A 15410-nucleotide genomic window follows, 5' to 3' on the forward strand; every position below is an offset into this window, starting at 1 on the left:
AACGCCAAACTGACCGAATAAAAATCCCAAACGTCGGATTATGCAACGATCCCCTGAGGGGGGAGGATCAATAAGTTCCTCCCCCCTCAGGGCAGGTGGCGAGCGCAGCGAGACGGAGGGGTCGCGCGCGTGAACGCAAGGGCCACCCCCTTTCCATCAGGCTTGCACCGCCCGCCCCCGCGCCGCAAAGTGCGCCCGGCCCTGGGGAGGGACCGCGATGTTGTTGAAACGCCGAACATTGGCGGCCTTTGCCGCGCCCTGCCTGCCGCTTACCGGCGTGGGGCTGCCGTTGGTGGTGTATCTGCCGCCTTATTATGCCGGCACGCTGGGGCTGGATCTGGCGATGGTCGGCATCCTGTTTTCGGTGGTGCGCTGGATCGATCTGCCGATCGATATTGCGTTCGGGCACTGGATCGATCGCACCGAGACGCGCTTTGGCCGTTTCAAGCCGTGGCTGTTTGGCGGCGGGCTGGGAATGATGCTGGGGCTGGCCATGGTGTTTTTCGCCGCGCCGGGGATTTCGCCGGGGCTGGCCCTGGCCGGGTTGCTGACGCTGTATGTCGGCTTTTCGGCGGCGCAGGTTTCGCACACCAGCTGGGGGCAGGCGCTTTCGACCGATTATCATGAACGCAGCCGCATCTTCGGCTGGTGGCAGGCCGCCAACATGCTGGCGTTGATCAGCCTGCTGGCGGTGCCGCCGCTGGCCAATGCGCTGGCGCCGCGCTTTGGCTGGATGCCTTCAGCATCGCTGGGGGTGCATGCCATGGGCTGGGTGCTGCTGCTGTTGGTGGTGCCGACCTTTGCCGCCATCATGCTGGGCGTGCGGGAGACGAAATCGGTGCATCAGCATCCGCATGGCTGGGCCGATATCGTGATGGCCTTGAAACGGCCGCTGCTGCGCCGGCTGCTGCTGATCGATCTGTTCGCCAGCCTGCCGCCGGGCTTTGGTGGCGCGCTGCTGATCTTCTTCTTCGAGGCGGCGCGCGGGTTCAGCGTGGCGGAGGCGCGGCTGCTGCTGCTGTTCTATTTCGCCGCCGGGCTGATCGGCGCGCCGCTATGGGGCTGGGTGGCGCGACGCACATCCAAGCATATGGCGGTGGCGTGGGCGATTGGCAGCTATGCCGTGCTGCACGCCGCGCTGGTGCTGGCGCCAAGCCAGAATTTCTGGCCGGCGGCGGCCGGCATGTTGCTGGCGGGCCTGCCAGCCGTGGCGCCGGCGTTTCTGGTGCGCGCCATGCTGGCCGATGTCACCGATGCCGAAACCCTGGCCACCGGGCGCAACAATGCCGGGCTCTATTATGCGGTGCTGGTGGGCGTGCAAAAGCTGGGCTACGCGATCCCGGTGGGGCTGGCCTATATGGTGCTCGATATGGTAGGCTTCGATGCCAGATTGGGCGCGGGCAACACGGCCAGTGCCATTGACGGCCTGGTGCTGCTGTTCCTGGTGCCGCCGATCGCCACCGCCCTCACCGCCGCCTGGTTGGCGCGCGGCTGGACGATCGGGCAGGACGAGCAGGCGCGCATCGTTGCAGCGCTGGACGCAGGGGCGGCGAAGCAACAGGCGTGACTTGACGCTGGTGCGGTCGGCGCTCATGCGTGTCGCTGGGAAAACCAGCGAAAGTATTTGCCATGCGCCTGTTCGACAGTGTGGGGCCCAATCCGCGGGTGGTGCGGATGGTGGCGGCGGAAAAAGGCATTGCGCTTGAACGCGTGAGCGTGGACATCATCAAGGGCGAGAACCGCAACGCGGATTTCGTCGCGCGCAATCCGACCGGCAGCACCCCGGCGCTGGAAACCGACGACGGCAGCATCATCGCCGAGATCGTTGCCATTGCCGAATATCTCGAAGAAACCCAGCCCGGTCCGGCGCTGATCGGCGAAACGGCGCTGCAACGCGCGCAGACCCGCATGTGGGTGCGGCGGATCGATCTGAACATCGTGGAGCCGATGGCCAATGGCTTTCGCGCTTCGCAGGGCCGCCGCATGTTCGCGCCGCGCATGACCCTGGTATCCGAAGCGGCTGCGGAGGAGCTGAAGGCGATTGCAGCCGAAAAATTGCGCTGGATCGATGGGCTGATGACGGGTGACTTCGTCTGCGGCGATCGCTTCACGCTGGCCGACATCTTGCTGTTCTGCTTCGTGGAATTTGGCGCGCAAGTGGGGCAGCCGCTGCCGGATGGTCTGGCCTGGCTGCCAGCCTGGCAACAGCGCATTGCCGCGCGCCCGTCGGCCGCCGCTTGATCGCGCGCGCCATGGCCAGCCCGGCGCTGTTGTTTGCCCGGCAATTTCTGGCCAATCCGCGCCGGATGGGGGCGGTGGCCCCAGCATCAACCGCGCTGGTGCGCTGCCTGCTCGATGGCGTTGATTGGGCGCGCGTGATCCACGCGGTGGAATATGGGCCAGGCACCGGGGTGGTGACGCGGGCCATGCTGGCGCGGATGCGGCCTGATGCCAGGCTGACGGCGTTCGAGATCAACCCGGATTTCGCCGATTATCTGCGCACCACGATCCCCGATCCGCGGCTGACCGTGCTGGCGGTGTCGGCCGCCGATGCCGCGCAGCATGTGGACGCCCGGTGCGATGTGGCGATTTCCAGCCTGCCGCTCGGTGTGATGCCGCAGGCCGTGCGCGCGGCGGTGCTGGCGGCGACGGCGCAGTTGCTCGGCCCCGGCGCGGCGCTGATCGGCTATCAATATTCCCCCGCCCGGCTGGCCGAGGTGCGGCGGGTGTTTCCCCACCTGTCGCTGCGGCTGGAACCGCGCAATCTTCCGCCCGCCGTGGTGTTCACGGCCCGGCGCTGACGCGGCGCCACGATAACCAATGGAACAGCTTGTCCGCAAAAGTTGCTGACGGAAGATTGTCAAAATGGTGGAAATGCCGTTAAGTGGCCCCCGGGAATATCGGGACGGGTCATGGCGTCAGGCGTTTCGGATGATCAGCAGGCGGAACTTGTGCGCCTGCGCCGCGAACTGCTCAGCTTTGTGGTGGCCGATCTGGCGCAAGTGCAGCCCGATGGCCAGGCGCATCCGTTGACCGGCAAGATCGCCGCCGCCATCGCCAGCGAAGCCAACAGCGCCACCCAGGCCGAACTGCGGCAATCGGCCGAACGGCTGGCCGGCGCGGTGATCGATGCACTGGAACCCCATCTGGCGGCACGAATTCCGGCAATTGTGGAACCGGCGGTGGCGGCCGCGCTGGCCGTGCACGAGGCCACGGCGGCGCGGCGGGTGCCGGATTGGATGCTGTGGGCCATGCTCGCCATCAATGTCGCGGCGATTGCCGTCACCGGCTTGGTGCTGGCGGCATGATTCCCAGGCTGGCGACGGCGCCGGCGCCGGCGCTGGTGCTCGGCCCGCCTGCGGCGGACGCGCCGTGGCAATTGCTTGCCGCCAGCCCGCCGCCGGATCTGACGGCGGCGCAGCAGTTGCGGCTGGACGAGATCATGGCGTCGCTGGCGCACTGGGCGGGGAGCGGCGAGGCACCGATCGTGGCGCTGCTGCCGCTGGGGCAAGGCGCAGCGCTGCTGATCCGTGCGGCGAGCGGTGCGGGCATCGGGCCGGGGGCGCTGCCACAGGCGCACGCAGTGCTGGTGACGCCGACGCTGCTTGGCCAGATCGATGGCCGCGCCGAACGGCTGTTGCCCGTGTTGCCGGCACCCGATGGCAGTCGCAGTTTCGGCCGCGGCCCGATCCTGATCCCGCCGCTGTTGCCGGCGCTGCCGCTGCGCATCGGATGGCAGGATATCGGCGTCGTCTGGCGCAACCGGGTGGTGATCGTGCCCGAAGCGGCCGATGTGCTGCCGACGCTGGTGACCCTGCTCGCCAATGCCGGCCCGCCCGAACAGGCGGCGCGCATCACCGGCTGGGCAACGACTGCGATCCTGCCGCCGGCGGGCGATTTCGATCCCTGGGATGATTGCCAGTTGCTGGTGCTGGGCCCCGGCCGCCGCCAGCCCAACGGCATGCCCTATCTGGCGGCGCGCTTCAATCTGCTGGGGGAACCCGAACCGGTGATCGCGCCGCCGCCGGCTTGGGCAGCCTGGACGGCGTTTCGCCACGCGACCGATGGTGCTGCGCTGCTGCCCTGGGATCATGACATGACCGTGGAGCCGGTGCCGGCGCTGCTGGCGCGCCTGGCCGACCATGCCGATGCCTCGCGCCGCAACCGCACGGCGCTGGTGCGTGCCCTGCTGGCCGGGCGCGGGCCGCAAGCTGCCGATCTGAACGCGGCGGGCCTCAATCTGCTCGCGGGCTGGCTGGAACAGGATGGCGCGGCGGATCTGGCCGATGAGGATTGCGCCGCGCTGGGACGGCCGACGCTGCTGGCGGCGCTGGCCCGGCTGGATGCGCCGGGGCTGGCCTTGGCGCAAATGCGTCAAACCCGTGCGGTGTGGCTGATCGAAGCGCTGGTCGATCATGCCGTGGCCGCCGGCCCGGTGGGCAGTGCGGCAGCACTGTGGCTGGCGCGCCATGTGCCCGATCACCCGGCGCTGCCGGCGATTGTTGCGGCACGGCTGGCGGGGGTGCCAGGGCTGGATGTGACGCGGCTGGCGTCTCCGGCGGTGCTGGCGGCGCTGGGGCCGCGCCACGCCGAATTGGCGCTTCAGGTGACGGCGGCGGGCCTGCGCCGGCCGGCCGGCAGCCTGGCCGGCATCGCCACCAGCCTGACGGCGCTGCGGCTGGTGAGTGCAGCTTGAAGCGCGATCCCCTATAGTTCGATCAGCGTATCCGGCAGTTCGTTCACATCGCCGACATGCGGCGGCAGGTGGCGGGACAGGACAGCGCCCGCGCGGGTGATCGCGGCCACCATGCCGTCGGCGGCGCGGCCGGCCTTGATGCCATCGATCAGCGCGGCGATCGTATCGGCCCAATCATCGGCGGCCACCAGCGCGAACACGCCATCATCGGCGATCACTTCGGCGACATGTTCGGGTTCATCGACATAGAGCAATAGCCCGGTGCGCCCCTGCGTCGCCGACAGGCCGCGAGCACGGAACTGCACCATGGCAGCGTGATGGACGCGGTCGCGGCGCAGCGGTCGCGGCGTAAGGATGCGATCGAGCCGCAGCCCCGCCACCAGCGCCAATGTGGCGACGAACAGCACCGCCTGCGCGGCGACAAAGCCTTCCACCGCATGGCGTTCGCGCGTGGCGGCATCCAGCACATCCCAATCCGGGAACAGCAGGGACGGCGCCCAGCCGGCCAGCACCGCGCCGAACGGCAACACGAAGGCGGCAAGCACGGCGGCGGCGAGCATGGTCGCCGTGTAGCGGTGCGGCCGCGTGTTGACGATCACCACGATCTCGCCAGCGGTGGTCGCCTCGGCATCGGCAATGGCACGGGCGATGCGGGCGCGATCGGAATCGTTGAACAACATCACCAGCCCCCCGACGCGCCGCCGCCACCGCCGGAGCCACCGCCGCCGCCGAAGCCACCGCCACCGCCGCCACCCCAGCCGCCCCCGCCGCCGCCCCAACTGCCGCCGATGCCAGGGCCCCAGATCACCACCGGGCCACGACTGCGGCCACGCCGGCCGGGCCGGGACGCCAGGACAATCCAGACGATCAGGATGACCAGCCACACCAGTGCGCCCAGTCCGGGCCGGTCCTTGCTGTCCTTTTGCGCTTGCGCCGCACTGGCGACGGCCATCGCCTGTTGATCGGGCGGCAATTGCAGCAACTTGATCAGCGCGTCGGCGCCGGCGACGATGCCGCCCGCCATGTCCCCAGACTTGATGCGCGGCACGATGGTGCGGCGGATGATCTGGCTGGATACCGCATCGGTCAGCGTGCCTTCCAGGCCATAGCCAACTTCGATGCGCAATTTGCGCTGCGCCGGCGCCACCAGCAAAATGGCGCCGTTGTTGGTGCCTTTCTGGCCGATGCCCCAACTGCGCAGCAGGCCGACGCCATATTCGTCGATCTCATAGCCTTCGAGATCGGCCACGGTGGCCACCACCAACTGCGTGCCGGTCGTGTCTTCCAGCGTCTTCAGCCGGGATTCCAGCGCAGCGGCGACATCGGCCGGCAATACGCCGGCCGCGTCGGTCACGCGGCCGGTGAGCGGCGGATAGGTGGGTGCGGCAAAGGCCGGGCTGGCGAGCTGCAACACCGCCAGCACGACGGCCAGCAGCAGCGCAATCAGGCCCATCCGCCGCATCTGGCGGTCGTGGTTCATGGTCAACTCTCTCCCCGCGCGGCGGGGCTCAGAATTTCACTTCCGGTGCCTTGTCAGCATTGACAGTGGTGGCCTTAAACGGCGCGATCGGTTCGGCGCCATAGATGACCTTGGCGGTGATCAGGCTGGGGAAGGTGCGGATTTCGGTGTTATAATCCTGCACCGATCCATTGTAATCGCGCCGCGCCACCGCGATGCGGTTTTCGGTGCCTTCCAACTGGCTCATCAGCGTGGCGAACTGTTCGTTGGATTTCAGATCGGGGTATTTTTCCACCGTCACCAGCAGCCGGCCGAGCGACTGGGTGAGCGCGCCCTGCGCCTGATCAAACGCCGCCAACTGCGCCGGATCGGACAATTTGGTCGGGTCCACCGTCACCTGGCTGGCGCTGGCGCGCGCCTTGGTCACGCTTTCCAGCACATCCTTTTCCTGGGCGGCATAGCCTTTCACGGTGCTGACCAGATTGGGGATCAGATCGGCGCGGCGCTGATACTGGTTTTCCACATCGGCCCAGCGCGCCTTCACGGTTTCTTCCTTGGCGGGAATGCTGTTCACGCCGCAGCCGGACAGCAGCAGGGCGGTGCCGGCAAGGGCGGCCAAAGCGGCGGGTCGGCGGAAATTCTTGTTGCTCACGAACGTCTCCAGACAGGTCGCCGGCTTGCGCAAAGCGGTCGGCGTGGTCAAACTGTGAACCATGCGCATGACATGAGATAGTGCGCTGTTGGAATATTCAAGGGGGGCATGCCCGGTGTTTCAGGAATTCAAGGCGTTCATTGCGCGCGGCAACGTGCTCGATCTGGCGGTGGCGGTGATCATCGGCGCGGCGTTCGGCACCATCGTCACCAGCTTCACCGAAGATCTGGTGATGCCGATCATCGGTCTTTTCAGTGGCGGCGCCGATTTCACCGGGCTTTTCCTGGTGCTGGGCGATATCCCCGCCGACTACGCGGGCAGCCCCACCGATTATGAAGCGCTGAAGAAAGCCGGAGTCGCGTTGTTCGGCTATGGCAAGTTCCTTACCGCGCTGCTGAATTTCCTGATCATCGCCTGGGTGATCTTCCTGATGGTGAAGGCCGCCAACAAGGCGATGGCACCGGCGCCAGCCCCTGCCGCGCCGGCCGAACCGTCGCCCCCCACGCCGTCCGAAGCGTTGCTCGCCGAAATCCGCGACGAATTGCGGAAGGGCCGCGGTTGATCTCCAATCTGGCCGGCCTGCTCGATCAGGTGCCCCTGGCGGCCGTGCCGGCGGTGCTGGTGGCGCTGTTCTTCCTGGCGTCCGAACTCGGCTTTCGCCTGCACCGGCGCTTTGGCGGCAGCGGATCGGCCGAGGATGAAACGCAGGTGTTGTCGACCGCGCTGCTGGTGCTGGCGCTGCTGCTCGGCTTCACCTTCTCCATGGCGCTGGGCCGCTATGACGAACGACGGCAACTGGTGGTGCAGGAAGCCAATGACATCGGCACCGCCTGGCTGCGCGCCGGGCTGGTGCCGGCACCGCACGGCCCGCACCTGCAACAGGCGCTCGGTGCCTATGCACAGGTGCGGCAGACCAGCCCGCTGCCAACCGAAACCGAAAAACTGGCCAATGCCGCCCGCTTGCGCGACCAGGTGTGGCGTATCACCGGCCTGGCCCAGGCCGGGCTGGACGGCGCCCGCGCCGCCAATCTGGTCGCAGCGGTCAACGCCGTGCTCGATACCGGCACCACGCGCGAAAAATCGGTGGCGGCGCGCGTGCCGGGCGAGGTGATGATCCTGCTGGTGTTTTTCGCCAGCGTCGCCTGTTTCCTGCTGGGTTATGTGCTGGCCGCGCACGGCCATCGCCACCGCTTTGCGTCGGGCGTGCTGTTCTTGCTGATGGCGCTCACCGTCATGCTGATCCTCGATCTCGATCGGCCGGCCGATGGTGCCATCCTGGTCGATCAATCGGCGTTGGTGGAATTGGCAGCACAGCTTGCCATCGCCGTGCCGGCACCGCAGGAGTGATGTGATGCGTGCATTTGCCCTTGCCTTTGTGTTGCTTGCCCTGTTGCCCGGCTGTCGTGAACAGCGCAGTCAACTGAAGCAGGCCCTGTCGGGCCAGCCGCCGGTGGTGGCCGGCAACCTGGAAGGCGAATGGCAATTGGCCGATCTGAATGGCGGCGGCGCGCCCGATCCGGTGATCACCCTGCGCTTCGACGGCGGTGATCAGAACAATAGCACGGTGGCTGGCAGCAGCGGCTGCAACCGGTTCAGCGGGCGATGGGCGCAGGAAGGCCGCATGCTGAAGCTTGGGCCGTTCGCGGGCACGAGAATGGCCTGCGCGCCAGCGGTGCTGGCGGTGGAGGAACGGTTCCTCGCGGCGCTGGCCGATGTGACCAGCCTGGTGTTCACGACAAGCGGGGAGGCGGTGCTGGCAACCGCAGATGGCCGCCGGCTGCGCCTGCGGCGGCCGCCTGCCCGCTGAATCTGGCGGTCAAAGCCGCCGGCAAACGGGATCAGGCCGCCGCGCGATCGATCGACAGGTCGGCCAATGAGGTGTGATCCAGGATATTGGCGGTTTGTTCGCGCACCTCGATCATCGTCTTGCGGATCACGCAGGTCGCTTCCTCGAAACAATCCACGCAGCGTTGATAGGCCGAAACCGATACGCACGGCACCAGCGCCAGCGGGCCTTCGATCTGGCGGATGATCTCGCCAAAGCTGATCTGCCCGGCGGGGCGGGCGAGGCGATAGCCGCCCAGCTTGCCGCGATAGCTGGTGACGAGGCCGCCATTCTTGAGCTCGAGCAGGATGGCTTCGAGAAATTTGCGCGGCAGTTTCTGATCGGCGGCAATCATCGAGATCGGCACCGGCGCCACTCCGTTGGTCCGGGCGATGAAGATGAGCGCGCGTAACGCATAGCGGGAGCGTTGGGTAAGCATGGGACCGTTATCCTATGCACCGGCAAGGGATTGCTGCCAACCCGCCCCATGGAGTCTCCGCGCGTGCCAAGCGCGGAATGCCAAGCGCAATCGACGCCGAAAGATGGGAAAATGCGCCAATGTTTCGCATTGCTGAACAAGTGTGTCATCATTGAGTAATACAGTTATTCCGCCAACATACTGGTTTCATTGATTTAAAGATTATTGCCAGCACTTGGCACGGGCGTTGCAAAGCATGTGATATCGGCAGCCGGATGGTCCGGCAGGCCGAACAATCGAGAAAGGTCCCCTATCATGTTCGCTTCGACCCACAGTTTCTCCCGCACCTTTGCCGGCCTGGCTGGCACGCTGCTGTTCGCTGGCCTGTGCGTCGGCGCCGCCACGGCTCCGGCCCAGGCCGCCACCGCGTCGCCGATCACCTACGGCGTCAACGCCGATGGCCAGCGCATCGCCCATGTCGCCTTTGCCGATATCAACCTGGGTTCGAAGGCTGGCCAGACGCAACTGGAAACCCGCTTGCGCATCGCAGCGCGCGCCGTGTGCAGCAACAGCGAGCAGGACCCCCACGCCGCCTCGCAGGCCAATCGTTGCTACAACGAAGCGCTGCGGGTGACCCGCAACACCACCATGGCGGCGATCGCCTCGGGCAAGCTGGCGGGCTGATCGGCTGATGTGACCCACGGCGGGCAGTGGCAGGGGCCGTCCCTGTCCGCCGATCCGGCCTGCGGTGCGCCTGTTGCCCCCATCAGCGCACCGCCGGACCAAAGCGCCCCCCAATTTCCCACGGCTTCCCAGCTCTGGTGCGTTCTCCCGCCCCCCTCGGACGCATCATGACGGTGTCGCCCGGCAGGTCTTTCCCTTCCTGCCGGGCGACACTTTATTTTTGAGAGCAGCGCGTCATGATGGCGTGATGCGCATCGCTCTCACCGCTCTGCTTGTCCTGTCCGCCACGCCCGCGCTTGCCGAGCGGGCCCGCGCCCTCGGCATCGCGCCGGGGCCACTGCCAACCGGTGCGCTGAACGCAATCACCGACGTGCCGGGTGTGCTGGTCGGCCAGGTGACCATCGACAGGGATGAAACCATCCGCACCGGCGTGACCGCGATCCTGCCGCACGGCGGCAATATCTTTGCCGACAAGGTGCCAGCGGCGATCTTCGTCGCCAATGGCTTTGGCAAGCTGATGGGGCTTTCCCAGGTGCGTGAACTGGGCGAGATCGAAACACCGATCCTGCTGACCAACACGCTGAACGTGCCGGAAGCCGCCGCCGCCATCATCGAACACACGCTGGCACAGCCGGGCAATGAAGGTGTGCGATCGGTGAACGCGGTGGTCGGGGAAACCAATGATGGCGGGCTGAACGATATCCGCGCTCGTGCCGTGACCGTGGCTGACGCACGTCGGGCGATTGCGGCGGCGACAGCCGGCCCGGTTTCAGAAGGCGCAGTCGGCGCCGGGCGCGGCACCATCGCGTTCGGATACAAGGGCGGCATTGGCACCTCGTCGCGGGTGACGCCGCAGGGTTTCACGGTCGGCGTGCTGGTGCAGAGCAATTATGGCGGCCGGCTGATTCTGGGCGGGGTGCCGGTGCTGCCGCCGCCTGCTGCCGCGCCGGCCAGCGCCGATGGCTCGATCATGATCGTGGTCGCCACCGATGCGCCGCTGTCGGATCGCAACCTCGAACGGCTGGCGGCGCGCGCGATGGTGGGCCTGGCGCGCACCGGATCGGCCTTTTCCAATGGTTCGGGCGATTATGCCATCGCGTTTTCCACGCACCCCGATGTGCGCCGCAGCCCCGCCCGCCGCGCCGCCACCACGGCCGCGCCGGATGTGGGCAACGACAATATCTCGCTGCTGTTCGTCGCGGTCGCGGATGCAACCGAAGAAGCCATCGCGAACAGCCTGTTGATGGCCGAGCCCGTCAGCAGCCGCGATCCGGCGACCGGGCAAATGCGCCGCGTGCCGGCCGTGGATGCGGGGACGGTACGGCGGTTGCTGGGTGCCCGCTGAACCATGGCGGTTGATCTGATCCGCCTTGCTGCTGGCCGTGTCGCGCCGCCGCCGGAACTTGTGCGGGCGATGATCGCCGGGCAATTCCCGCAACTGGCCGAACTGAATGTGCAGCCCGTTGCCCGCCCTGGCTGGGACAACGCCAGTTTCCGGCTGGGTGACGATCTGCTCGTCCGATTGCCCACCGCCGAACATTATGCCGCGCAAGTCGCCATTGAGCAGCAGTGGCTGCCCTGGCTGGCGCCGCAGCTGCCGCTGCCCATCCCGCAGCCGGTGGCATTCGGCCAGCCGACCGCGGACTTCCCCTGGCCCTGGTCAATTTATCGCTGGCTGCCCGGCGCGCCGGCTGACGGCGCCGCCATCGCCGATCAAAATGGATTGGCCAGCGATCTGGCAGCCTTCCTGACCGCTTTGCACAAGCTGGACGCGCACGGCGGTCCGCCACCGTGCAGGCGCAACTTCCACCGTGGTGGCCCATTGGCGATCTATGACCAGGAAACGCGAACCGCAATTGCCGTCCTCGGTGCCGCCATTGATGGCACTGCCGCCCTGGCCTGCTGGCAGGCGGCGCTGGCCACCCCATGGACCGGACCGGCACGCTGGCTGCACGGCGATATCGCGCCCGACAATCTGCTGGTGCGCGGGGGCCGGCTGGCCGCCGTGATCGATTTCGGCGGCTGCGCCGTGGGCGATCCCGCCTGCGATCTGGCCATCGCCTGGCGCTGGTTCGATGCGCCGGCGCGCCGGATCTTTCTGGATGGCTGCGGGCTGGATGCAGCGACCATCCAGCGCGGTGCCGCCTGGGCCTTGTGGAAGGCGTTGATCGTGTTGGCTGGCCTGCCCGGCACCAATCCGGCTGGCCGGGATCAGTGCCAGGCCATCATTGCCAGCATTTTGGCCGAAGTTCCGGGCTGAAGTTCGTCTTCAGCGCCAGGATCGCTGATTGCTGGGCAAGCGGCCGCTCGGGTCATGCACGGTCACTTGCGTCGGCAAATCGGGGCCCCACCGCCACAGGATCAAGTTCAGAGCGTCGGACCCAGCGCCGGGCGCGAAGCTGGGGGCGATCATCCCGGCAAAGCCCTGACGCTTGAGCGCATCCACCACCCGCCACGATGGCGGCTCGCGGCCCGCGCGCATGTGGGTCAGCCAGCCGCATGCCAGATCGGCCAGATCTATCCCGAGTGTGGCCCGGCTGCTGTCGGTGCCCAGATCGGCAATGGGTTCGCAATCCACGTCATATTCGCAGATCAGCAGTGGTTGCAGCCGCTGGCCGAGGCCCTGCATGCATTCATTCACCGCAGTGACGATCTCCAGCGCCAGATAGAGCGTCGGCTCGCCGGCGCGGTTGAAGCGGCCACCGCGCTTGGCGGCGCCGTCGCCCGACAGCGGCGCGAACGACCATCTCGGATCATGGCCGCAAAAGCCACGCCCCTGAAATCTCAAGCAAAACCGCCCAACGCCAGATGATCGAGATAATCACGCACGGCAGCGGCTTCACCGGATTTGACCAGTGCTTCGGCCGTGCGGCCATCCAGTGCCGGGATCGGCTGGGATCGATACCAGGCCATCGCCTGCGTCTCGCCGCCCGCGAACTCGCGGACCAGCGCGACGATCTCCAGCATTTCCAGCACGCGCGTCTGCGTGCGCGGGGCTGTCTTGCGGTCGGATTTGCTGATGGTGGCGACGCCCAGCCCGATGGTGTCGGCCAACTGACCCTTGGTCATCCGGAAGGCATCAGCGACGCGATCGACATCGACGGCACCGCTGGTACCGGTGAAGTGCGTGACGAAACCGGAACCGGATCGCGCAGGCAGTTTTTCCGCGAGCCGCCCAGGGTTATTGCGTGTGGTCGCGACGCCCATGTCCCAAACTCCGCCAGTTATCGGGACACTATATGGGACAATAGGAGCAAATGCACAAGCGAGCGGTCAGACGTCCAGGTTCGCCACGTTCAGCGCATTTTCCTGGATGAACGCGCGGCGCTCCTCCACCACATCGCCCATCAGCTTGGCGAAGATATCGTCGGCTTCGGCCGCTTCGTCCACGTCCACGCGCAGCAGGGTGCGCGCCGCCGGATCGAGCGTGGTTTCCCACAATTGCTCGGCGTTCATTTCACCAAGGCCCTTGTAACGCTGCACGCCCAGGCCCTTGCGCCCGGCTTCGAGCACGCCGGCCAGCAGATCGGAGGGGCGGGTGACCCGCATCGTGCCGAGCATGGCGGGCGCCGCATAGGCCGCGGCTTCCTGGGTGACCAGCGCGTGCAGGCGCGGGGCTTCCGGGGCGGTCAGAAACGCGCCATCGATGACATGATAATCGGTGACGCCGCGCCAGGCGCGTTCCACCTGATAGCCGCCGTCCACGGACAGCCGCGCCGTCCATTTGCCGCCTTCGGTTTCGGCGACATTCAGCCAGGCGGCGGTGGCCTGCGCGGCGGACTCGCTGGCGGCGGCAAGCGCGCCATTGAGCGCCAGCGCCTCCACGACATGCGCCGGGTAACGGCGCGGCACATAATCCATCAACGCGCGCATGCGGCGGGCGTGATCGACCAGCGACGCCAGATCGGCACCGGAGCGCGGGCCGGCGGCGGTCATCAGCGCCAGATTGCCGGTGCCGGCCTCGACCAGATAATCCTCAAGCGCCGGATTGTCCTTCAGATAGACTTCCGATCGGCCGCGCGCAACCTTGTAGAGCGGCGGCTGCGCGATGAAGAGATGCCCGGCATCGATCAGTGTCGGCATGTGGCGGAAGAAGAAGGTGAGCAGCAGCGTGCGGATATGGGCGCCGTCCACATCGGCGTCGGTCATGATGATGATCTTGTGATAGCGCAGTTTTTCCAGGTTGAATTCCGTGCCGATGCTGGTGCCCAGCGCCTGGATCAGCGTGCCGATTTCGCGGCTGCCGAGCATGCGATCGAGCCGTGCGCGCTCCACGTTGAGGATCTTGCCGCGCAAGGGCAGGATCGCCTGATACTGGCGGTTGCGGCCCTGCTTGGCGCTGCCGCCGGCGCTGTCGCCTTCGACCAGGAACAGTTCGGATTTGGCCGGATCGCGCTCCTGGCAGTCGGCGAGCTTGCCGGGCAGCGAGGCGATATCAAGCGCGCCCTTGCGCCGCGTCAGGTCGCGCGCCTTCTTGGCGGCTTCGCGGGCGGCGGCGGCGTCGATGATCTTGGCGACGATGGTCTTGGCGTGGGCGGGATGTTCCTGCAGCCACACGTCCAGTCGGTCCGCCATAAGGCTTTCCAGCGGCTGGCGCACTTCGGAGGACACCAATTTGTCCTTGGTCTGGCTGGAGAATTTCGGATCGGGCAACTTCACTGACACGATGGCAGTCAGGCCTTCGCGCATGTCATCGCCGGTGAGCGACACTTTCTCTTTCTTCAGCAGGCCGGATTTTTCGGCATATTGATTGAGCGTGCGGGTCAGCGCGGCGCGGAAGGCGGCCAGGTGCGTGCCGCCATCGCGCTGCGGGATGTTGTTGGTGAAGCACAGCACCTGTTCGTAATAGCTGTCGTTCCATTCCAGCGCGACTTCGATCCCGATGTCATTGGCCTGGCCGGTGATGGCAATGGGTTCCGGGATCAGCGCGGTCTTCGACTTGTCGAGATACTGCACGAACGCCGCGATGCCGCCTTCGTAATACAGCTCCACCACCTTGCCTTCGGCATGGCGGGCGTCGGTGAGGAACAGCCGCACCCCACTGTTCAGGAACGCCAGTTCGCGGAAGCGATGCTCCAGCCGGGCGAAATCGAAATCGATGGCACGGAAGGTGGCGATGCTGGGGAAGAAGGTCACACGGGTGCCGCGCTTGCCGCCGGATGGCCCGCGCACGACCAATGGCCCTTCCGCGTCGCCATGGGCAAAGCGCATCCAGTGTTCTTCGCCGTCGCGCCAGATGGTCAATTCCAGCCATTCCGACAGCGCGTTGACCACCGACACGCCCACGCCGTGCAGGCCGCCCGACACCTTGTAGGCATTGTCGTCGCTGTTGTTGAATTTGCCGCCGGCGTGCAGCTGGGTCATGATGACCTCGGCGGCCGACACGCCTTCTTCGGCGTGGATACCGGTGGGGATGCCGCGGCCATTGTCGGTCACGCTGACCGAACCATCGGGGTTCAGGCTGATGTCGATGCGGTCGCAATAGCCGGCCAGCGCTTCATCAATGGCATTGTCCGACACTTCGAACACCATGTGGTGCAGGCCCGAACCATCGTCGGTATCGCCGATATACATGCCGGGGCGCTTGCGCACCGCGTCCAGCCCGCGCAGCACCTTGATGCTGTCGGCGCCATAATCTTCGCTGTTGTGGGCTTTTGGATTGTCGGACAAGATTTT

At 66.7% G+C, this 15410-nt stretch carries 17 protein-coding genes and 1 pseudogene; 11 read left to right on the forward strand and 7 right to left on the reverse strand.

What is annotated here, in order from left to right; genetic code table 11:
* Positions 1-214: 214 nt before the first annotated feature.
* The 5 genes and pseudogenes from ABWP22_RS15025 to ABWP22_RS15045 form a co-directional block, all read left to right on the forward strand.
* Positions 215-1567: pseudogene (locus ABWP22_RS15025) on the forward strand (MFS transporter); the annotation flags it as partial.
* A 62-nt stretch (positions 1568-1629) separates the two neighbouring features.
* The gene (locus ABWP22_RS15030; protein WP_353200802.1) at positions 1630-2241 is read left to right on the forward strand and encodes a glutathione S-transferase family protein; all 612 of its coding nucleotides are present in this window, start codon (positions 1630-1632) and stop codon (positions 2239-2241) included.
* A complete protein-coding gene (locus ABWP22_RS15035; RefSeq protein ID WP_353200803.1) occupies positions 2238-2801 on the forward strand; it encodes a class I SAM-dependent methyltransferase in 564 nt (187 codons plus the stop codon). The genes ABWP22_RS15030 and ABWP22_RS15035 overlap by 4 nt, the downstream gene beginning before the upstream one ends.
* A gap of 111 nt (positions 2802-2912) precedes the next feature.
* Positions 2913-3308, forward strand: a complete 396-nt coding sequence (locus tag ABWP22_RS15040) for a hypothetical protein (protein WP_353200804.1) — start codon at positions 2913-2915, stop codon at positions 3306-3308.
* Positions 3305-4696 (forward strand): hypothetical protein, encoded by a 1392-nt coding sequence (locus ABWP22_RS15045; RefSeq protein WP_353200805.1) that lies wholly within the window; start codon positions 3305-3307, stop codon positions 4694-4696. Before ABWP22_RS15040 ends, ABWP22_RS15045 begins: the two co-directional genes overlap by 4 nt.
* 11 nt (positions 4697-4707) lie before the next feature.
* Here the strand turns inward: ABWP22_RS15045 and ABWP22_RS15050 are convergent, their stop codons facing one another.
* Genes ABWP22_RS15050 through ABWP22_RS15060 form a run of 3 tightly spaced genes read right to left on the reverse strand, consistent with a single transcriptional unit; the run spans position 4708 to position 6870 of the window.
* Complete coding sequence (locus tag ABWP22_RS15050) at positions 4708-5376, reverse strand: TPM domain-containing protein (protein ID WP_353200806.1); 669 nt, start codon at positions 5374-5376, stop codon at positions 4708-4710.
* On the reverse strand, positions 5376-6176 hold the full coding sequence (locus ABWP22_RS15055; RefSeq protein WP_353200807.1) for a TPM domain-containing protein: 801 nt from the start codon (positions 6174-6176) through the stop codon (positions 5376-5378). The genes ABWP22_RS15050 and ABWP22_RS15055 overlap by 1 nt, the downstream gene beginning before the upstream one ends.
* Positions 6177-6204: 28 nt before the next feature.
* Complete coding sequence (locus tag ABWP22_RS15060; protein ID WP_502951137.1) at positions 6205-6870, reverse strand: LemA family protein; 666 nt, start codon at positions 6868-6870, stop codon at positions 6205-6207.
* A 52-nt stretch (positions 6871-6922) separates the two neighbouring features.
* Here ABWP22_RS15060 and mscL point away from each other — a divergent pair, with 52 nt between their 5' ends.
* From mscL to ABWP22_RS15075, 3 genes are read left to right on the forward strand one after another with little or no spacing between them, the layout of a single operon-like run.
* Positions 6923-7369 (forward strand): large conductance mechanosensitive channel protein MscL, encoded by a 447-nt coding sequence (mscL, locus tag ABWP22_RS15065; RefSeq protein ID WP_353200809.1) that lies wholly within the window; start codon positions 6923-6925, stop codon positions 7367-7369.
* Complete coding sequence (locus ABWP22_RS15070; protein WP_353200810.1) at positions 7366-8154, forward strand: bestrophin-like domain; 789 nt, start codon at positions 7366-7368, stop codon at positions 8152-8154. Before mscL ends, ABWP22_RS15070 begins: the two co-directional genes overlap by 4 nt.
* 4 nt (positions 8155-8158) lie before the next feature.
* Complete coding sequence (locus ABWP22_RS15075; protein ID WP_353200811.1) at positions 8159-8614, forward strand: META domain-containing protein; 456 nt, start codon at positions 8159-8161, stop codon at positions 8612-8614.
* 31 nt (positions 8615-8645) lie between these two features.
* Here ABWP22_RS15075 and ABWP22_RS15080 read toward each other — a convergent pair whose 3' ends face one another.
* Positions 8646-9071, reverse strand: coding sequence for an RrF2 family transcriptional regulator (locus ABWP22_RS15080; protein WP_353200812.1), 426 nt, complete (start codon positions 9069-9071; stop codon positions 8646-8648).
* A gap of 294 nt (positions 9072-9365) precedes the next feature.
* Here ABWP22_RS15080 and ABWP22_RS15085 point away from each other — a divergent pair, with 294 nt between their 5' ends.
* From ABWP22_RS15085 to ABWP22_RS15095, 3 genes are all read left to right on the forward strand, one after another.
* On the forward strand, positions 9366-9734 hold the full coding sequence (locus tag ABWP22_RS15085) for a UrcA family protein (protein WP_353200813.1): 369 nt from the start codon (positions 9366-9368) through the stop codon (positions 9732-9734).
* 247 nt (positions 9735-9981) lie between these two features.
* Complete coding sequence (locus ABWP22_RS15090; protein WP_353200814.1) at positions 9982-11079, forward strand: P1 family peptidase; 1098 nt, start codon at positions 9982-9984, stop codon at positions 11077-11079.
* 3 nt (positions 11080-11082) lie between these two features.
* On the forward strand, positions 11083-11994 hold the full coding sequence (locus ABWP22_RS15095; protein ID WP_353200815.1) for an aminoglycoside phosphotransferase family protein: 912 nt from the start codon (positions 11083-11085) through the stop codon (positions 11992-11994).
* Between the two features lie 9 nt (positions 11995-12003).
* Here ABWP22_RS15095 and ABWP22_RS15100 read toward each other — a convergent pair whose 3' ends face one another.
* From ABWP22_RS15100 to gyrB, 3 genes are all read right to left on the reverse strand, one after another.
* On the reverse strand, positions 12004-12522 hold the full coding sequence (locus ABWP22_RS15100; protein WP_353200816.1) for an RES family NAD+ phosphorylase: 519 nt from the start codon (positions 12520-12522) through the stop codon (positions 12004-12006).
* Positions 12519-12941, reverse strand: a complete 423-nt coding sequence (locus tag ABWP22_RS15105; protein WP_353200817.1) for an antitoxin Xre/MbcA/ParS toxin-binding domain-containing protein — start codon at positions 12939-12941, stop codon at positions 12519-12521. The genes ABWP22_RS15100 and ABWP22_RS15105 overlap by 4 nt, the downstream gene beginning before the upstream one ends.
* Positions 12942-13007: 66 nt before the next feature.
* Positions 13008-15404, reverse strand: a complete 2397-nt coding sequence (gyrB, locus tag ABWP22_RS15110) for a DNA topoisomerase (ATP-hydrolyzing) subunit B (protein ID WP_353200818.1) — start codon at positions 15402-15404, stop codon at positions 13008-13010.
* Positions 15405-15410 lie beyond the last annotated feature (6 nt).

The organism is Sandarakinorhabdus sp., from assembly GCF_040398665.1.
Classification (GTDB): domain Bacteria; phylum Pseudomonadota; class Alphaproteobacteria; order Sphingomonadales; family Sphingomonadaceae; genus Sandarakinorhabdus.